This window comes from Halomonas denitrificans (assembly GCA_019800895.1).
In the GTDB taxonomy this organism is placed as follows: domain Bacteria; phylum Pseudomonadota; class Gammaproteobacteria; order Xanthomonadales; family Wenzhouxiangellaceae.
On sequence record JAHVKF010000003.1, the window covers coordinates 839,945 to 857,483 of the forward strand.

The following is a 17,539-nucleotide window of genomic DNA, read 5'->3' on the forward strand; positions in this document are numbered from 1 at the left end:
CATGCATCGAATCAAGGCAGTGCTCACGTTGCTGGCCGCCGGGGCCTTCCTGCTGTCGCCCCTGCTCAGCAGCGGTTTCGCCGGCTTTTCCCCGGACCAGTTCCCGATTCCCCAGGTCGACCCGCCGGTCCAGCCGGCCGGCTATGCATTCTCGATCTGGGGCTTGATCTATCTCGCGCTGCTGGCCGGCGCGGTGTACGGAGCGATCAAGCGCGCCGAGCATCCCGGGTGGGACGCGGCGCGCTGGCCGCTGATCGCGAGTCTCGCCGTCGGCGCGGCATGGATTCCGATCGCCAACCGGTCCGTGTTCGGTGCCACGGTGCTGATCTGGATCATGCTCGTGACGGCGCTGCTGGCATTGCGAATGGCGGGAAAGGACGACCGACTCTGGCTGCGCTCGCCGATCGCCCTGTACGCCGGCTGGTTGACCGCGGCCAGTTGCGTCGCGATCGGCCTGGTGCTGGCCGGCTACGGCTGGGTCGGCGGCACGACCGCGGCCATTCTCTGCATTCTGCTGGCGCTCGCGATCGCCGTCGCGGTGCAGATTGCCCGGGCCGATACACCGGAATACGCCCTGTCCGTGATCTGGGCGCTGATCGGCATCACCGTCTCGAACCTCGATCCGTTGAACCGGGCCGTGCTCTGGCTGTGCGCGGCCGGAATCGTGGTGCTCGGACTGGTCGCCTGGAGGCAGGCGATCAGACGTCCAGAGCGTTGACCCAGATCGTGAACGATTGCCAGAAGCCGAGTTCGGGCAGCAGCACCCACAGCAGCAGCGTGAGCCCCCAGAGCATGGAGAAGACGATGAAGGGTGAACGGACGCGGTCCGTGCGCCATTCGTAGGCGACCAGGGCGAGGCTGATGATCAACGGCACGAACAGCATCTGGAAGAAGCTCGGCGCCGCGATGCCGAGCTTCGGCAGGTACTGGCCGACCGCGCGGCCGAGGCCCGGAATCAGGAAGACCAGCGCCGTGGAGATCATGTAGCGGCCGTGATACTGGGCGTTCTTCCGGTGCTTCATCGCCAACGCGAACAGGATGGCGAACACGATCACCGAGGCCCAGCCGAGCCAGTGGATGCTCAGCGCTGGGGGCGCAAGCGGGTTGTCGAAGCCAGCGGCGTTGTGCAGGGTGACCCAGGTTCCGGTGATCACGACCAGCGGGGCGAACGCCCAGGCCAGCTGGCCGACCTTTCGATGCGCTGGCAGGTTCCTGCCCCGGATTCGCCACGCCTGGTGGATCAGCAGCAACACCCAGCCGACCATCGCGAAGCTGTGCGCGTGATGGGTCGGGTGGACGTCCCCGAAGATGACCGAGAAGTAGCTTCGCCAGAAGCCGAGGACGAGAACGGCCAGCAAGCCGATGAACCAGAAGACGGCAGTTTTTGCATACGGCATGGAACGGCCCTCCCTGACCGACTCCGATGCCGCAGTGTAGTGCGACCGACAGGCCTCTGTCATTCGGCCGCCGATTTGCCGGCCGCTGGCTTCCGCGATCGATGCTCAGGCGGATACGCCGACCTCAGAGTCCGAGCAACCCGATCACACCGAACGCGATCAGGTAGATCGCGACGATGTAGCGCAGCAGCTTCGGCACGAGCAGAATCAGGATGCCGGCAATCAGCGCCAGCAGCGGCATCATTTCCAGGTGGAGCGTCATGGCGGTTTCCTCGATAGCGTGACGGGGTGCCGAAGATGAGAGATCGATCCTCGCCTGTCAAGCCTCCCGTGTGTGGAATCGTCCTCGATTATCCTTTGATGCATGCACGACGGCCCTTCTCGACTGCTGGTCATCGGCCACGATCCTTCGCCCAACCTCCAGCGCTTGTGCGAGGCGGTGGTCTCGGGCGCCCGCGACGATTCGATCGAGCGTGTCGAAGTCCGCTTCGTCCGGCCGCTGGACGCCGTGGCCGACGACGTTCTGGACTCGCAGGCGGTGATCCTTGTGACGCCGGAAAACCTCGGCTACATGGCCGGCGCGCTGAAGGATTTCTTCGATCGCTGTTTCTACGAACTGCTCGAGCGCACGGACGCCTTGCCCTGTGCCGTGCTGATCCGGGCGGGCAAGGACGGCACCGGCACCCGGCGCGCGATCGAGAGCATCTGCGGGGGGCTGAACTGGAAGCGGGTGCAGGCGCCGGTGATCTGTCGTGGCGAATGGGACGAGTCGTTCGTGCGGTCGGCGCGCGAGCTCGGCATGACGCTGGCCGCCGGGCTGGAAGCCGGCGTCTTCTAGATCGATGCCGGCAGCCCGGGTCCGGGGCCCGCTGGCCGCTTCGTGGTGCCTCGGCTATAGTGCAAGCTGATCTCGCGAGTGCTGATCATTGACAAGGGGTTCCAGCCGATCCGGGGTCGCGACCCGCGACATGTCGCTGATGGTCGCGGCATTCCTGATGAACTGCTGGCTGCTGGTTCCGATCTTCGGCTCGCTGACGCTTCATTTCGGCCAGTCGCTCGCGCTGCTGGTGCTTCTCCTGTTCGGCCGGCGATCGGCGCTGCTGGTGTCCCTGGCCGCCGGCGCCGGCCTGTCCTGGACGCTCGGCGGCTGGCTCGGGCCGCCGCTCGCGGTGCTCGAAACGGCAGCGATCTGGTGGCTGCTGGTCCGGCGCGTGCCGCTGGTGTCGGCGGCGCTGGTGTTCTGGCTGGTCATCGGACTGCCGCTGAACTACCTCATCGCGATCTACTCGGTCGAGATGGCCCAGGGCTACCTGTGGATCGGCGTTCTGAAGCAGGCGATCAACGGACTGCTGAACGCTGCCCTGGCCGGGGGCGCCTTCATTGCGGTGGTCAGCCTGCGCATCCCCGCCGTCCTGAAGTCCCTGCGTCGCGTGTCGCTGTTCCGCCAGGTGTTCTCGCTCGTGGTCACCCTGATCGCGCTGCCCGCCATCGTGGTCGCCCTGATGATCGTGGATCGGTCGATCGACGTGGTCGGTACGGAAATCGACCGCCGTCTGGTCCAGCGGTCGCAGGACTACGCGCTGCTCGCCGAGTCGTACCTCGACCGGCACGAGACCGCGGTGATGCTGTTCGCGCAGGACAGCAGGCGGACCGGAACGCTCGGCGTTGCCGGCGAGGAAGACTCCGATCGCTTTGCGCGCCTCGATCGACTGCAGCAGGCGCATCCCGGATTCCTGAGCATGCTCCTGGCCGACGCGGACGGAAACATCGTTCACGGTGTGCCGGCGAACTTCTTCCGGCGACTGACCGAACTGCCTGCCGCACAGCGGTCGGTCGCGGACCGCGACTATTTCCGGGTCCCGAAGGATGAGGGCGTGCGTTTCCTGTCCGACGGGTTCCGCGGCCGGGGCTTCGGCAACGATCCGATCGTGGCGATCAGTGCCCCGCTGACCGGCGCGGACGGTGAATTCGTCGGCATCGTGGAAGGCTCCCTCGATCTGCCGGCCTTCGCGCGGCTGGAATCGGTGCTCGACGATCACGAGAGTGTGCTGGTCGTGGATCGGGCCGGACGCGCGCTCTACGTGCCGGAGAACCTGCCGGTCGAGCCGCTATCCCTTGTCGACCTGACGCGGGACAACCGATTCCGCATCGCGGACATCGACCAGGTCTCGGTCGGCGGCGTGCGCTATTTCATCGAATCCTCGGAGACCGCCGACGGCTGGACCGTGCACGCACTGAGCCGGACCAGCGTGGTCGAGCGCCAGATCGGGCTGTTCCTCGCGATCTTCCTGGCCGGGCTCACGGCGCTGATCGGCTTCGCCTGGCTGCTCAGCCGCACCTTTGCGCGAGGCATGACCCGGCCCCTGTCGTCGCTGACCGAGCAGATCCTCGATCCGTCCAGGCGGCAGATCCGCATCGCCGATCACGAACGGATCAGCCCCGAGTTCGTGGCCGTTGCCGACGCGCTGGACCAGGCGCGGAGCCTGTCCCTGCAGTTCCAGGACGAGCTCGAGGGCGCGGTGGAGCTCAAGACCGCCGAGCTGGAGCGTGCGAACGAGGCGCTGCAGGCACTCTCCGGCCAGGACCCGTTGACCGAGCTGCTGAACCGCCGCGGGCTGGAGGCAGGTGCGGAAAACTTGCTCGGCCTGGCCCGGCGCGAGGGGCTGCCCGTCTCCCTGGCGATGATCGATATCGACCACTTCAAGAACGTCAACGATCAGCACGGCCACGCCGCGGGCGATCGCTGCCTGGTCCAGCTCGCCCGGCTCATGCGTTCGATGTTCCGGCGCAGCGGCGACCTGGTCGCCCGCAGCGGGGGCGAGGAGTTTCTCGTGCTCGCGGTCGGCGCCGACGCCGACGGCGCGCGCGAACGGCTGGAAGCGTTCCGTGCCGCCGTCGAGCGGATGTCCATCGACGACGAGTTCTGCGTGCTCCGGTTCACGGTGAGCGTCGGCGTGACGACGGCGGGCTCGATTGCCGACTGCGAATTCGATGAACTGATCAAGCAGGCCGACAAAGCGCTCTACGCCAGCAAGCGGGCCGGTCGCAATCGGATCACCAGCTTCGAGGACCTCGCCTGAGCGTTCACGGCCGTTCATCGAGCCGGCCGGTCCCCGCCCGTGCCGGTATCCTAGGCCAACGCCCCGTACCCGCCGGAATCCCGTGCCCAAGTCCAGATTGCTCGCCTCTGCGACGATTCCCGATACCGATGTCGAGCTGAAACTCCACGAGCACGGCGATCGGTTCGCGATCTCGATTCCCGGGCGCGGTGAGCTGATGAACACGCGGGTCCACGGGTCCGAGATCGCTCTGGCCGAGCGGGCCTGCGCCCGCCTCGCCGGGAAGGCATCACCGCGCCTGCTGATCGGTGGACTGGGCATGGGTTTCACGCTGGCCGCCGCGCTCGGTTCCCTGGGGCCCGGTGCCGAGGTCGTGGTCGCCGAACTGGTGCCCGAAGTGGTCGACTGGAACCGCGACCTCGTGGGCGAGCCGTCGGGTCATCCGCTCCGCGATCCGCGGACGACGGTGTACGTCGGCGATGTCGCCGAATGTCTTCGTCGGCCGGGCTCGAAGTTCGATGCCATCCTGATGGACGTCGACAATGGTCCCGAGGGCCTGATCCGGGTCGAGAACGACTGGCTGTACGGACCATCGGGGCTGGCTGCGGCGAGGGCGGCCCTGCGTCCCGGCGGTGAACTCGCGATCTGGTCGGCCGGACCCGACGAGCGCTTCACGAACCGGCTTCGTGCGGCCGGCTTCGAGGTCGCAACCGAGGTCGTGCGTCCGCATCGCTCCGGCAAGGGGGCGAAGCACGTGCTCTGGTTCGCGCGCGACCGGTCCTGACGAAGCGAGCGCCGGGATCGGCAAGTTGGCAAGCTACGGCGGCTGAAGTATTCTGGCCGTGCCTCGTGGCCGGGCATCGCGAGGCGATGCCGGCGGCGAAGACGGGAGGAAGGTCGCCTTGACCCACCCTGCAGACGCAGCGCCGAAAACGCCCCAGGCCTCCGGCGGCCGGCCGCAGCGTGAGCTTCGCCGACGCGAGGGGTTTCGCCTGCTGCGTCGCATGCTGGCCTACCACGCGATCGTGGCTGTCGTTCTCGTCATCGGGCTCGTGGCCTATCCGCCGCTCGTCGAACTGCTGCCCGTTGGCGGTGTCGAGGAACTGGCCGAAAGCGGCCCCTGGTCCGTGGAGCGGCCGTCACCCGAACCCGCCGTGACCGAGGGCGAAATCGTTCGAACGGTGCTCGACGCCACCGGCGAACTCGACCGGCTGGGCTACGCGCGACGCCTTGCGATCGCGCTGGTCGGCCTGTGGATCCTGATGCTGCCGGTCGCCTGGGTCCACAAGCGCATGTACCGCGCCCAGACCTTCGATCATTCGCTCGACGAAACGACGCTGGTCCTGCCTGGCGTGGTCGCCGCCATCGTACTGGTCGTCCAGCACAGCCTGGCGCTGGCCTTCAGCCTCGCCGGCATCGTGGCCGGGGTCCAGTTCCGGCGTGCGCTGCAGGACACCTTCGATGCGCTGTTCATCCTGGTCGCGATCGGGGCCGGCATCGCCGCCGGTGTCGAGGCGCTCGAGATTGCCGCCGTGCTGTCCGTGTTCTTCAGCTACGCAACGCTCTACGTCTGTTGCTTCGGCGACGGGCTGGAGTCCGACTTCGTCGCGCGGCGCAAGCGCGAGAAGCGAGCCCGCAAGGCGGCGATCCAGCGGGCCGAGCAGGAGCGGGCGACCGGTGGTGACGACGACCCGCGCCACGATACCGGTGGCTGAGCGCCGCGCGAGTGGGTCCCTGCGCGCTGCCTGGGCGCTCGTGCTCGTCGGGTCCATCGCCCTGGCCGAAACGCCGGATCCCCCGGTTCCCCTGTTCGATGCCTCACGCCTCGACGCCGAACCGTTGCCGCTGGAAATCCGCGCCCCATGGCGCCGCCTGCGCCGCGAGCGGGAGGAACAAGGACCGTACGATGCCGAGCTGCGCCTGCCGGGACTCGAGGGCCCGCTGGCACTGACGGTGGAAAGACGGGGCATCTCGCGCCAGGAAATCTGCGCGATGCCTCCGGTGCGGCTGCGGTTCGACGAGACGCAGATCGATGGAACGCTGTTCGCGGGCAATCGGACGATCAAGGTGGTCACCCACTGTCATCGCAGCGAACGCTGGGCCCAGTACGTGGTGCTCGAATTCCTTGCCTATCGCTTCTACAGCGCGTTGACCGACTTGAGCTTTCGCGTACGGTCGGCGGAGATCGTCTACGTCGACGTCGAACGCGAGCGCAGCGAAGGCCCGCACGTCGCCTTCCTGATCGAAGACGATCGACTGGTCGGCAATCGACACGGCCTCGACAAGCTGGACGTCAAGGAAATCCGTCCTTCGGATCTGCCCGCGTTCGAGACCAGCGTGTTCATGCTGTTCCAGTTCATGATCGGCAACGTCGATTTCTCGCCGCTGGGCGGCGTCGGCGACGAGTGTTGCCACAATGTCAAGTTGATCGGCAGCGAACAGACGCTGCACCCGGTCTACGCCGTGCCGTACGACTTCGACAGCTCCGGATGGGTCGACACCCGCTATGCGGCAGCGCCCGAGCAGTTGCCGATCGAGGACGTGCGGCAGCGCTTGTTCCGTGGGTTCTGCCGCCACAACGAGGGCCTGGCGGCCGCGCGCGAACGGTTCCAGTCGCGTCGTGCCCAGCTGTACCGGATCCTGTCCTCCGAGACGCGCCTGACCTCGCGCAGCCAGCGCAAGGCGGAGCGCTACCTCGACGATTTCTTCGAGGTGCTGGACAGCGATCGACGCTTCGACCGGATGATTACCGGGGCATGCCGCAGCTGATCGAATCTCCGGTCGGCGAGGCCGCGGCTTCCATCGACGAATCGCCTGCACTCGCCGTATCGCTCGACGGCGAGTCGGGCAGGGATTCGGCGCGCAATTCTTCGATGCGTCCAAGCAGTTCGGCGTTGCCGGCGTGCAGCGCGGAAAATTCGGCGACGTAGCCTGCCAGGTCCCCGTCCCGATCCGGCAGGCGGATGCGTCCGTCGCGATAGCCCGCGAATCGCCCTTCCTTCGTGATTTCCAGGTAGCCCACGTGGCCGCCGTAGTAGCTCGCGATCCCGGTGTCGATCTGGATCACGCGTCCGCCGTAGCGCGGCCAGATCACGCCGCCGGTGGGGGTGTGGCCGACCACGATATGGTTTGCGTCGTAGCGATCGAGGATGGCGTCGACGGTCTCGGGCGCCGCCGTCGGCTCGACCCCGGACAGGCCGCGATACCAGAGCGGGCCGAGCGGATCGACCAGGATGTCGAGTTCTTCCTGGCTGCGGGCGTCCAGCGCGTCACGCGCACGCTCGGTCCAGCTGGACAGTGACGAGCGGCAGTAGTCGGCGCTGATTCCGCCGTGCAGGAACACCACGTCGTTGATCCGGATCGCGACGCGCTGGTCGCGCACCCACTCGTACATCTCGCCGTCGTCGGCCCACAGCGGGCTCCAGGCATAGCGGTGCTCCAGCCAGCCTTCCGGGTGCTCGGCCTTCCAGCGCTGTTCGAAGTCGTCGGGCAGGGCGGCGAAGGCCTCCGGGTCGTTGCGTTCCATGCGGCCGAGCAGCTCGTCGAGATAGCGGTCGCGCAGTCGATTCGAGCGACCGTCGGCCCAGGCTTCGAACTCGCCGGGCGTGACGTAGCGCAGGTCGCCGTAGACGTTCATCGCCTCGTGGTTGCCCATCAGGTTATGGACCGCGCCGCCGGCACGGCGGGCCTGACGGGCCAGCGTTGCCATGTGCTCGATGATGCGTCTTGTATCGGGACCGCGGTCCGGAATGTCGCCGGTCTGGACGAGATGGGTGGCCCCTGCGGCCCAGCGCTCGCGGCCGTCGACCAGTCGCGCTGCGCGCAGCGTGGCCATGTAGCCGTCCCAGTCCCCGTGCAGGTCGCCGATCGCGACGATGCGATCGATGCCGTCGAGATGGTGCGGATCGATCGCCGGTTCCGCCATCGCGCAGGCGGCGAGCAGACAGGCGGCGGTCGGTCCGATGATGCAGAGCCGAAGGCGGTTGCGCGCGCGAGTCAGAGGCCGGGCAAGGCTCCCGATCCTCGACCTGGCGCGAAGATTCTTCGAACAGAAGGTCATGCACCATCATAGCCAACCGGCTGCCGGTCCAGCGATCGGCCAGCGGCTCTTGAATTCACGAACAGGGAGGAGTGGAAAAGAAACGGCCGCCCGCGGGGCGGGCGGCCGTGGAACGAGCCCGAGATCAGGCTGCGCGGCGAACCACGAGTCCGCCGATGGAGATCATCAGCAGCGCCAGCAGGATCAGGCCGGTACGATCCAGCGCCGGGATGGCGATGGCGTCGCCGGCCGTTCCCTGGAGCGTGACCGTGTCCGGGCTGGACGCGGCGTTGCTGACGATGTCGAAGCTGTCCAGGAACGAGCCCGAGACGGTGCCGGGGTCGAACAGGACGTCGATCGAGCAGCTTTCACCCGGGACCAGCGTCGTCGGCACCGCGAAGCAGCTGCCGCCGTCGAACGAGAACGGAAACGCCAGGTCGGCGATGTCCGAGATCGTCAGGTCGGCCGCGCCGTCGTTGGTGACGTTCACGGTGGCCGTGGCCGAGCCGCCGAAGTCCACCTGCAGCGACAGGCTGGTGACATCGAGCGTCACCACCGCTTCCGTGCCGTTGCCTTCCAGCGTGAAGCTGTCCGGCGACGTGGCGGAGTTGCTGGTCACGGTGATCGACTGGCTCGCGGCTCCGGTCGTGGTCGGCGCGAAGGTGTAGTCGATCGTGCAGCTGCCGCCGGCCGGGACCGTGAACGGTGCCGCGCCGCAGGAGCCGCCGGCGACCGCGAACGGTGCGGCGGCGGCATCGACCGCGCTGACGTCCAGGTCGGCCGAACCGCCGTTGGACAGCGTGACCGTCGAGGCCGGGCTGGTGGTGCCGACTTCCTGGTCGCCGAAGTCCTGCGGGTTCGGCGAGACCGTCAGCGTGGCCTGGGTGCCGTTGCCCTGCAGCGTGAAACTGTCCGGCGACGTGGCGGAGTTGCTGGTCACGGTGATCGACTGGCTCGCGGCTCCGGTGGCGGTCGGCGCGAAGGTGTAGTCGATCGTGCAGCTGCCGCCGGCCGGAACCGTGAACGGTGCCGCGCCGCAGGTTCCACCGGCGACCGCGAACGGTGCGGCGGCGGCATCGACCGCGCTGACGTCCAGGTCGGCCGAACCGCCGTTGGACAGCGTGACCGTCGAGGCCGGGCTGGTGGTGCCGACTTCCTGGTCGCCGAAGTCCAACGGGTTCGGGGAAATGGTCAGGGCGGCCTGCGTGCCGTTGCCGCGCAGTTCGAAAGCGTCCGGCGAGAACGGGGCGTTCGAAGAAACCGAGATCGACTGGCTCGAGGGACCCATGGCAGTGGGCGCGAAGGTGTAGTCGATCGTGCAGCTGCTACCGGCGGTGATCGTGAACGGCGCCGCGCCGCAGGAACCACCGGCGACGGCGAACGGTGCTGCCGCGGCGTCGACGGCGCTGACATCCAGATCGGCCGAGCCGCCGTTAAACAGCGTGACGCTGGCCGGGATGCTGGTCGTTCCGACTTCCTGGTCCCCGAAGTCCTGCGGATTCGGCGTGATGGCCAGGTTCGGCTCCGTACCGACTCCGAGCAGATCGAACGTTTCCGGGGAGCTCGGCGCATCGCTGTCGACCTGAACGAAATTGCCGAAGACACCCGCCGCGGTCGGCGAGAACGTGTAGGCCAGCGTGCAGCTGTTGCCGGCAGCGATCGTGAACGGGGCGCTTCCGCAGCTGCCCCCAGCCGCCGCGAATGGAGCGCTGACCGCGGCGACGTTACTCACCTGGAGGGTGCCGCTGCCGGAGTTGGTCAGGGTGACGTTTGCTGGCGCACTGGTCGTGCCGACCGCCTGTTCACCGAAGTCCTGCGGGTCGGGTGCGATCGTCAGCGCGGGCTGAACGCCGTTCCCGCGAAGTTCGAAATCGTCGGGCGAGCTCGGCGCATCGCTGGTGATCGTCAACGTCTGGGTCGCTACACCGGTCGTGTCCGGACCGAAGGAATACTCGATCGTGCAGCTCGAATTCGCGGTGACCGTGAACGGCGTGGCGTTCGGGCAGGTTCCGCCGAAGCGGGTGAACGGCGCTGTGGCGGCGGTGATGTCGCTGACCTGAATGTCGAACACGCTGGTGTTCTCGACCAGGACAGTCTGGCTTCCGCTGCTGGTGCTGACGTTGACGTCACCGAAGTCCAGCGGGTTCGGCGTGACGGTCAGGCCGGCCTGGGTGACGCGCAGGTTGCGGATTTCATGGATGTTGTTCAGCCCGCCGATGGAACCCGCGAAGCCGAGCTTGAAGGTCGGAGGGATCGGCGCCTGGGTGCTGAAGTTCGCGCTGGTGATGTCCAGGGCGTTGACGATGGTCTGGAAGCCGGATCCGCTGTCGATCTCCAGCGTCAGGGTGACCGCCGGTGCAGGAGTGATGGTCAGGCGGACCGGCCGAGCGCCAACACGGCTTCCGGTCGGAACCGAGAACGGCGTGTAGGAAAGCAGGTTGAAGCCGTTGGGGTCGTTGGTGTCGCCGGAGCCCCGGATGCTCACCCCGACACCGCCGTTGCAGGGAATTTCGTTGCAGGAGCCGGCACCGGGCCCTGCGAAGTTGCCGAACTCGTCCAGCGCCAGGCCGATGTAGCCGTTGGTCACGCCCGGGCTCGAGCCGTCCGAAGTCCCGGCATAGCCCAGGGCGCCGCCGCCGGTGCCCAGGGCCGGGTTCGTGGTGGCACCGTCGATCAGGAAGAAGGTGAGGCCGTCGGCTCCATTGCCGCCGTAGGTCGCATAGTCGAAGGTCACCTGGATACCGTTGGTGCTGGCGAAGGCGGTGTCGTAGATCGCGCCTCCGACGCCGGTTCCGCTCGGGGAGGACAGCCCGGTCAGTCGAAGCCAGCCGCTGCCCGGTGCGTCGACCGTGTTCGCGGTCAGGACGGCATCGCTGAGGATCAGGAAGCCGGGTGCGGTGGTTTCGGAAAAGGATTCTTCGACGAGGACCTGCTGGGCGAACGCGAGCGAAGAAGCCGCGGCCAGCCAGAGGCCGAGAACGAAACGGAGTTTCACGATTGGATCCCCTCTTTTGGTTGTGGTTCGCGAAAGTCGAACGGGTGGGGAATATACGCGAGGCGATCGGCCTGTGCTGAGGTTCATGCGTGGTCGGCGAAGAAAAAGTTCTCGCACCGGTGCTGGAGTTCCCGTTCCAGGGGCGATACCGTCGAGAAGAGGAGGAACGCGCCGGCTGATCGATGCGTCCGAGCGTGCCCGCCCGGGCCGTCGCTGGTGGCCCTGCGGCGGCGGCATGGGGCGAGGTGCAGGCGATGGTTTCGAACACGCGTCGGCTCCTCGACCTGCCGTCGGCGCGCACCGAATCGATGCGACGATCGGAGCGTCCCGAGCGTCTTCCAGAGACAGCCCGTGCGGGCGCGCAGCGCCACGGGCCCGGGAATCGAGCTGCAGCGGACCGGGCGCGGGATCGCAGACCCGCTTGCCGCCGCACGGCGCGCCGTGGCATGGAGGTCGTTGGAATGAGCACCGAACGCATGCAACGCCAGACACTTCGCATGACCCTGCTTCGCCACGCGATGGTGATCTCGATGCTCTTCCTTGCGGAACCATCGGTCGCCGCCAGCCGGTCACCGGAGTCGGCGCCCGGAACCGTCGATCGGGCGGCGGTTCGGACCCAGGACCGGACCGCGCGAATCGACACGGCGCTGGCGCCGTTCGTGGCGTCGGGGGATTTCATGGGCGTGGTGGCCTACCGATACGACGGACAGGCGCCGGTCATTCGTTCCTATGGACTGGCCCAGGTCGAACTCGGAGTCCGTCATCGGCCCGACGGCATCTTCGGGATCGGGTCGATCAGCAAGCAGGTCACGGCTGTCGCCGTGCTGCTGCTCGAACAGGACGGCGCACTGGCCGTCGACGATCCGGTTGCACGATACCTGCCCGAATTCAAGCCCGACGACGACATCCGTATCGAACAGTTGCTGGTGCATACGGCGGGCGTGGCCGACATCTACGACCTGGAGTCCTTCGGTCGATCCGGCGGCGCGGTGGGTCGCTTCGCGGAGGTCATCGACGAGCTGGCGGCACGGCCCCTGACGCACGCGCCGGGAACGACGTATGCCTACTCCAACGGCGGCTACGCGGTGCTGGCCGCCGTCATCGAACGCGTATCCGGAATGACCTACGCCGAGTTCACCGAACGCCGGATCGCGAAGCCGCTCGGGCTGAGGACGCTTCGGCAGATCGGCCCGGACGCGCGAACGGGACGGGTCAGCGGCTACGACCCGCACGGCATCGACGGCCTGCAGCCGGCCCGGCGACCGGCGACCGCCTTCCTGGTCGGCTCGGGTTCGCTGGAGACCGATGCCGAGGACCTGCTGGCGTGGACAAGCGCCATCCATTCCGGGCGTCTGCTCTCCGCGTCGGCCTACGGGCGGTTCACGCGTGATCACGGCCACGCTTACGGCTACGGCATCAGTGTGTTTCGCCGCTTCGATCGACCGGCGATCGGGCACGACGGCCGGGTCGCCGGTTTCTCGAGCGATGCGGTGCGCTATCCGGACGACGGCTTGAGCGTGGTCGTCCTCGGCAACGTGCAGTCCGTCGCCCGCGACGACATCCGGCGGATCGTCGCTGCCGCGGCGCTGGACGTCGAGATCGACGCAGGTGTGCCGCCCGCCGACCTTCGACCCGTTCCGGCGTCGATCGAGCTCGAAGCGTTGGAAGGCGCCTTCGGCTTCGGGCCGAACCTGACCGTGTACATCGATGTGCGCGACCGGGAGGTTTTCGCGCGGGCCAATCGCGGCGCGGAAACCCAGCTCGTCTATCGCGGCGACGGTCGGTGGTTCTCACGCGTGCTCTATGCGACCGTTCGCTTCGGCCGCGACGCCGACGGCCGGGTCGATCGTCTGATCTGGGGTGAAGCGGAGGACGCCCCGGCGGGGCTTCGCCTGGCCGAGGGTCCGTGATCGAGAAGTCGCGGCGGGGTGGTGGCACGGATTCGTCCGGCCGGGTTCGATCGATGTGACGTCTGGCCCGTGCGCTTGCCGGGCGAATCGACGAAGATCGCTTCTGGTTCCGGAGCAGGACGAATCATGGACTCGAAGCTCTCGCTCATGCGCCGCACGATCATCCGCGTGGTGTTCGTCCTGACGGTGCTCGCACTCGGGCCGTCGGTCTGGGGCGACCTGTTCGCATTGGTTCCGGACCGGGACCCGATCGAAGGGGTCGCCATGGCGTTCTGGGGCGTGCTGACGCTGCTGGCGGCCATCGGCATCGTGTACCCGGAACGAATGGCCTGGGTCCTGGCGGTGCAGTTGAGTTACAAGCTGGTCTGGTTGCTGTTCGTCGGATGGCCCCTGTGGCAGTCCGGCGCCCTGTCCGGTGCCGCGCAGGAGCTCGCTGTCGCCAATCTCGTGGGCGTCGCGGTCGATGCGATCGCGATCCCCTGGGCGAACTGGTTTCGCTCGCTGCCGAAGCGTCCATCGTGGTGATCCGGACGATGTCCATCGCAGCCCGGGCCGATGGCTGAAACGCGGTCGATGTCTTCATCGCACTTGCCCAGGCTCTCGCGGTTCCCCCATGCGGTTGCCTGTTCGCCGACGCACGGTGATGCGATTGCCGCAGTGCCTGGCGCGCGATGACCGAAGCGAGCGACCTCGAGCTCCTTGTCGATCTGCACCTCGAGCGGTCGCGCCAGGGGCCGGGCAGCCGCGCTGCGACCCGACGCGCCATCGAGCTCGCGGGCCTTCGAGACCGGACCGGCCTGGAGATCGCCGATCTGGGCTGCGGTACGGGGGCCTCGACGCTCGAACTGGCCGCGCTACGGGACGCCCGCGTCACGGCCGTCGACCTGGCCGGCGAATTTCTCGTTCGATTGCAGCGGCGCGCGCAGGACGCCGGAACCTCCGACCGCGTGGCGACGGTCCGGGCCTCGATCGACGCGCTTCCCCTCGTCGACGCACGCTTCGACGCGGTCTGGTCCGAAGGGGCGATCTACACGATCGGATTCGCGGACGGGCTCCGGGCGTGGCGCCGCCAGCTCAAGCCCGGCGGCGTGCTGGCGGTCAGCGAGATCACCTGGACGACCTGCAGCCGACCAAGCGCGATCGAGCAGTTCTGGAGCAACGCGTATCCCGACATCGGCACGGCGTCGAGCAAGATGAAGGCGCTCGAAGAGGCGGGCTACTCGCCGATCGGCTACTTCACCCTGCCGCCCGATTGCTGGTTGGACGAGTACTACCAGCCGCTGGAGGCCAGCTTCGATGCCTTCCTGGAGCGGCACCGCGGCCGGCCCGAGGCGGCCCGGCTGGTCGAGGCCGAACGCCGGGAGATCGCGTTGTATCGACGGTACGGTACGTACTACAGTTACGGTATGTACATCGCGCGCAGGCCGCGCGAGGAGACGGTCGATGACTGCCGCCGATGACCGCGTGACCTGCCGGACCCCGAAAACGGGCGGCCGGCCCACCCGGATTCTCCGCTGGAAGTTCGACGCGATGCGGGATGCGATCCTGGCGTCGCTCAGTGCCGATGAGGACGGCACGCCGTTTCGCGACCTGCGCGCGGGCATCTCGGCTGCCCTCGATCGTTCGCTGGACGAGGACCGCCGCGCCGCCTTCGGCTCCGTGGGCTGGTACCTGATGACGGTCAAGCTCGAGCTCGAAGTCCGCGGCGAAATCGAGCGCGTGCCCGGTGCCTCGCCGCAGCGGCTGAGGAAGACCGGCGCCTAGGTCGAACCAGGCAGGAGCGGCCGACCAGGCCCCGAATCCGGAACCCAACCCGAGGATCGCTCGATGAACCCGTTCTCTTCGCTCGTGATGGCCGTATCGGTCGTGGCCCTGCTGACCTTCGTGGTCGGCGTCCGGATGTACCTGCTCCGCGTCCGGGAAATGAAGGCTCACCGCATCCATCCTCAGTCGGTTGCGCTGTCGGCCGAGCGTGCGGCGCGCCTGAAGGACACGCGCGCGGCCGACAACTACAACCACCTGTTCGAACTGCCGGTCCTGTTCTATGCGCTGGCAGCGGTCGCGCTGGCGACCGGACACGTGCCGTCCTGGCTCGCCCTCGGCGCATGGGCCTTCGCGGCCTCTCGCATCGTCCACAGCGTTATCCAGTGCACCTACAACAAGGTCATGCACCGTTTCGCCGTCTTCATCGTCGGCTTCCTGCTGCTGTTCCTGATGTGGATCGGCTTCGTCCTGACCTATCTCGCGCGCTGACCCGATCCCGTGTGCGTCGATCGTCGACCGAGCCGCCCGTAAGAATGGCGCGGTCGGCGCATGCAACCCTGTAACGAACACGCCGGGAGCCGATGTACCCCTCGAATCGACCTGGTCAGCGAGGCGCACCGCGACCCGTCGGTTCGCCGTAGGCTTCGGCCGGCGATCAGGATGATCGAACAACAGATCGACGAGTTCCGGAATCAGGATGATCGGAATCAACATGAAAGGAGTGATGCAAATGACTGATTTCAAATGGATGATAATCCTCCTGTTCCTGGCGGGAAGCCGCGCCGCACCGGCCATCGACGAGATCGGCACGGCGCTCGATGCCGCGGTTGCCGAGGGCGAGGTCCTGTCGGCCGCGGTGTCGTCCTGGGACCAGGGCGTCCAGCGTCGACACTTCGTCGGCGCCCTGTCCGACGACGACCGCCGCGCACCGGACGGAGCGACCCGGTACCAGGTCGGTTCGATCACCAAGGCCTTCACCCACCTGCTGCTGGCCGAGCGCGTCGCGGCCGGTGCGGTGGCCTACGACACCACGATCGGCCAGCTGCTTGCCGATGAAGCGGCGTTCGAGAACGAAGAGGTGGCCGCGATCACGCTCGAGGCCCTGGCCACCCACACCAGCGGTCTGCCGCGCCTGCCCGCCAACCTGAACGCCGGCGCCATGCCCCAGGATCCCTATGCCGCCTACGACGGACAGGCGCTGACGGCCGGGATCGCTGCGGCCCGCGCAGGGCAACCGCTGGGCAAGGACTATGCGTATTCCAATTTCGGCGCCGGCCTGCTCGGCTGGCTGCTGGGGCGGGAACACGGTGGGGGCTACAGGTCGACGCTCGAAGATGTCGTTCTCGATCCACTGCGCATGAGCGACACGGCCTTCGTACCCGGCGACCGTGCCGCGGCCGCCTTCGCAGGGGGCGAGGTCGTCCCGGCCTGGACCTTCGATTCGCTCGCCGGGGCCGGCGCGCTGTGGAGCACGACCGACGATCTGATGGGGCTTGCGAAGGTCCTGCTCGGACACCGTGGCAACCCGCTGGCGCATGATCCCGCCCTCCAGTTCGAGCCCGTGGCCGATGCCGGTTCCTTCGCCGTCAGCCGGGTCTGGCACATTGCGGAGACGGCACGGGGGCCGGTCTACTGGCATAACGGCGGCACCGCCGGGCACCGGTCCTTCTTCGGCGTGCGGCCGTCGACGGACCAGGCCCTGGTGGTGCTGGTTTCCGGCAATGCGGACCCGACCGCCCTGGGGCTCGGCTGGTTCGGCTTCGAGGCGCGCGAGGCTGCGGCGAAGGAGATCGACGAGTCCGTGCTCGGTCAATACGCGTTGAGCGACGACGTCGGGATCGGCGTGTTCGTCGAGAACGGTGGACTGCGCGCCCAGCTCAGCGGCCAGACCGCGCTTCCGATCGAGGCGATCGGTGGCGACTGGTATCGCCTGACGGTCGTCGATGCCTCGTTGCATTTCCTGCGCGAGGCAGGCGAGGTCGTCGCCGTCGAGCTGGTCCAGAACGGCCATGCGCAGCGCGCGGAGCGGGTCGCGGATCGCGCCGCCGCACTGGATCGGGCCGCCGCGGCGATCGAGATCGACGACGCGCAGCTCGATGCCTTCGTCGGCGAGTACGCGTTGACCCCCCAGGCCCGCTTCACGGTCCGCCGGGGCGGCGAGAGCGGACTCGAGGTCCGGCTGACCGGGCAGCCGTTCTTCCCCGTCTTCGCCCGGGGGAACGACGTGTTCTTCTACAAGGTGGTCGATGCCGAACTGCATTTCGAGCGCGGCAAGAACGGCGAGGTGAATTCGGTGGTGCTGCATCAGGGCGGCATCGTCCAGCGGGCCGAGCGAATCGAGTCCGGAGAGTGAGCGTGGTTGGCGCCGCGCGTCC

Annotated in this window: 16 protein-coding genes; 12 read left to right on the forward strand and 4 right to left on the reverse strand. The window is 67.7% G+C overall.

Annotated features, from left to right (window positions below; translation table 11 throughout):
• Window position 1 precedes the first annotated feature (1 nt).
• Window positions 2-718, forward strand: coding sequence for a hypothetical protein (locus KUV67_12325; protein MBY6205671.1), 717 nt, complete (start codon window positions 2-4; stop codon window positions 716-718).
• Here KUV67_12325 and KUV67_12330 read toward each other — a convergent pair.
• Entirely contained in the window at window positions 699-1,397 is a 699-nt protein-coding gene (locus KUV67_12330; GenBank protein MBY6205672.1) for a hypothetical protein, read from the reverse strand. The genes KUV67_12325 and KUV67_12330 overlap by 20 nt on opposite strands.
• Before the next feature lie 124 nt (window positions 1,398-1,521).
• Complete coding sequence (locus tag KUV67_12335; protein ID MBY6205673.1) at window positions 1,522-1,659, reverse strand: DUF3096 domain-containing protein; 138 nt, start codon at window positions 1,657-1,659, stop codon at window positions 1,522-1,524.
• 102 nt (window positions 1,660-1,761) lie between these two features.
• Between KUV67_12335 and KUV67_12340 the strand changes: the two genes are divergently transcribed.
• The 5 genes from KUV67_12340 (at window position 1,762) to KUV67_12360 (ending at window position 7,225) form a co-directional block, all read left to right on the forward strand.
• Window positions 1,762-2,235 carry an NAD(P)H-dependent oxidoreductase gene (locus KUV67_12340; GenBank protein ID MBY6205674.1) on the forward strand — a complete coding sequence of 158 codons (474 nt, stop codon included), beginning with the start codon at window positions 1,762-1,764 and terminating at the stop codon, window positions 2,233-2,235.
• Window positions 2,236-2,365: 130 nt separating this feature from the next.
• Window positions 2,366-4,477, forward strand: a complete 2,112-nt coding sequence (locus KUV67_12345; GenBank protein ID MBY6205675.1) for a diguanylate cyclase — start codon at window positions 2,366-2,368, stop codon at window positions 4,475-4,477.
• An 82-nt stretch (window positions 4,478-4,559) separates the two neighbouring features.
• On the forward strand, window positions 4,560-5,240 hold the full coding sequence (locus KUV67_12350) for a hypothetical protein (GenBank protein ID MBY6205676.1): 681 nt from the start codon (window positions 4,560-4,562) through the stop codon (window positions 5,238-5,240).
• A 118-nt stretch (window positions 5,241-5,358) separates the two neighbouring features.
• Complete coding sequence (locus KUV67_12355) at window positions 5,359-6,171, forward strand: hypothetical protein (GenBank protein MBY6205677.1); 813 nt, start codon at window positions 5,359-5,361, stop codon at window positions 6,169-6,171.
• The gene (locus KUV67_12360; protein ID MBY6205678.1) at window positions 6,164-7,225 is read left to right on the forward strand and encodes a hypothetical protein; all 1,062 of its coding nucleotides are present in this window, start codon (window positions 6,164-6,166) and stop codon (window positions 7,223-7,225) included. Before KUV67_12355 ends, KUV67_12360 begins: the two co-directional genes overlap by 8 nt.
• Here KUV67_12360 and KUV67_12365 read toward each other — a convergent pair.
• Both KUV67_12365 and KUV67_12370 read right to left on the reverse strand, forming a co-directional pair.
• Window positions 7,203-8,381 carry a metallophosphoesterase gene (locus tag KUV67_12365; GenBank protein MBY6205679.1) on the reverse strand — a complete coding sequence of 393 codons (1,179 nt, stop codon included), beginning with the start codon at window positions 8,379-8,381 and terminating at the stop codon, window positions 7,203-7,205. The two genes, KUV67_12360 and KUV67_12365, sit on opposite strands and share 23 nt — an antisense overlap.
• 259 nt (window positions 8,382-8,640) lie before the next feature.
• Entirely contained in the window at window positions 8,641-11,490 is a 2,850-nt protein-coding gene (locus KUV67_12370; GenBank protein ID MBY6205680.1) for a choice-of-anchor D domain-containing protein, read from the reverse strand.
• 461 nt (window positions 11,491-11,951) lie between these two features.
• Between KUV67_12370 and KUV67_12375 the strand changes: the two genes are divergently transcribed.
• From KUV67_12375 to KUV67_12400, 6 genes are all read left to right on the forward strand, one after another.
• Window positions 11,952-13,400, forward strand: coding sequence for a beta-lactamase family protein (locus tag KUV67_12375; GenBank protein MBY6205681.1), 1,449 nt, complete (start codon window positions 11,952-11,954; stop codon window positions 13,398-13,400).
• A 126-nt stretch (window positions 13,401-13,526) separates the two neighbouring features.
• Window positions 13,527-13,925 (forward strand): hypothetical protein, encoded by a 399-nt coding sequence (locus tag KUV67_12380; protein ID MBY6205682.1) that lies wholly within the window; start codon window positions 13,527-13,529, stop codon window positions 13,923-13,925.
• A gap of 146 nt (window positions 13,926-14,071) precedes the next feature.
• Window positions 14,072-14,860 carry a methyltransferase domain-containing protein gene (locus KUV67_12385; protein ID MBY6205683.1) on the forward strand — a complete coding sequence of 263 codons (789 nt, stop codon included), beginning with the start codon at window positions 14,072-14,074 and terminating at the stop codon, window positions 14,858-14,860.
• On the forward strand, window positions 14,844-15,164 hold the full coding sequence (locus KUV67_12390; protein ID MBY6205684.1) for a hypothetical protein: 321 nt from the start codon (window positions 14,844-14,846) through the stop codon (window positions 15,162-15,164). The genes KUV67_12385 and KUV67_12390 overlap by 17 nt, the downstream gene beginning before the upstream one ends.
• 63 nt (window positions 15,165-15,227) lie before the next feature.
• Window positions 15,228-15,653, forward strand: coding sequence for an MAPEG family protein (locus KUV67_12395; protein ID MBY6205685.1), 426 nt, complete (start codon window positions 15,228-15,230; stop codon window positions 15,651-15,653).
• A gap of 241 nt (window positions 15,654-15,894) precedes the next feature.
• Window positions 15,895-17,517 carry a serine hydrolase gene (locus KUV67_12400; GenBank protein ID MBY6205686.1) on the forward strand — a complete coding sequence of 541 codons (1,623 nt, stop codon included), beginning with the start codon at window positions 15,895-15,897 and terminating at the stop codon, window positions 17,515-17,517.
• Window positions 17,518-17,539 lie beyond the last annotated feature (22 nt).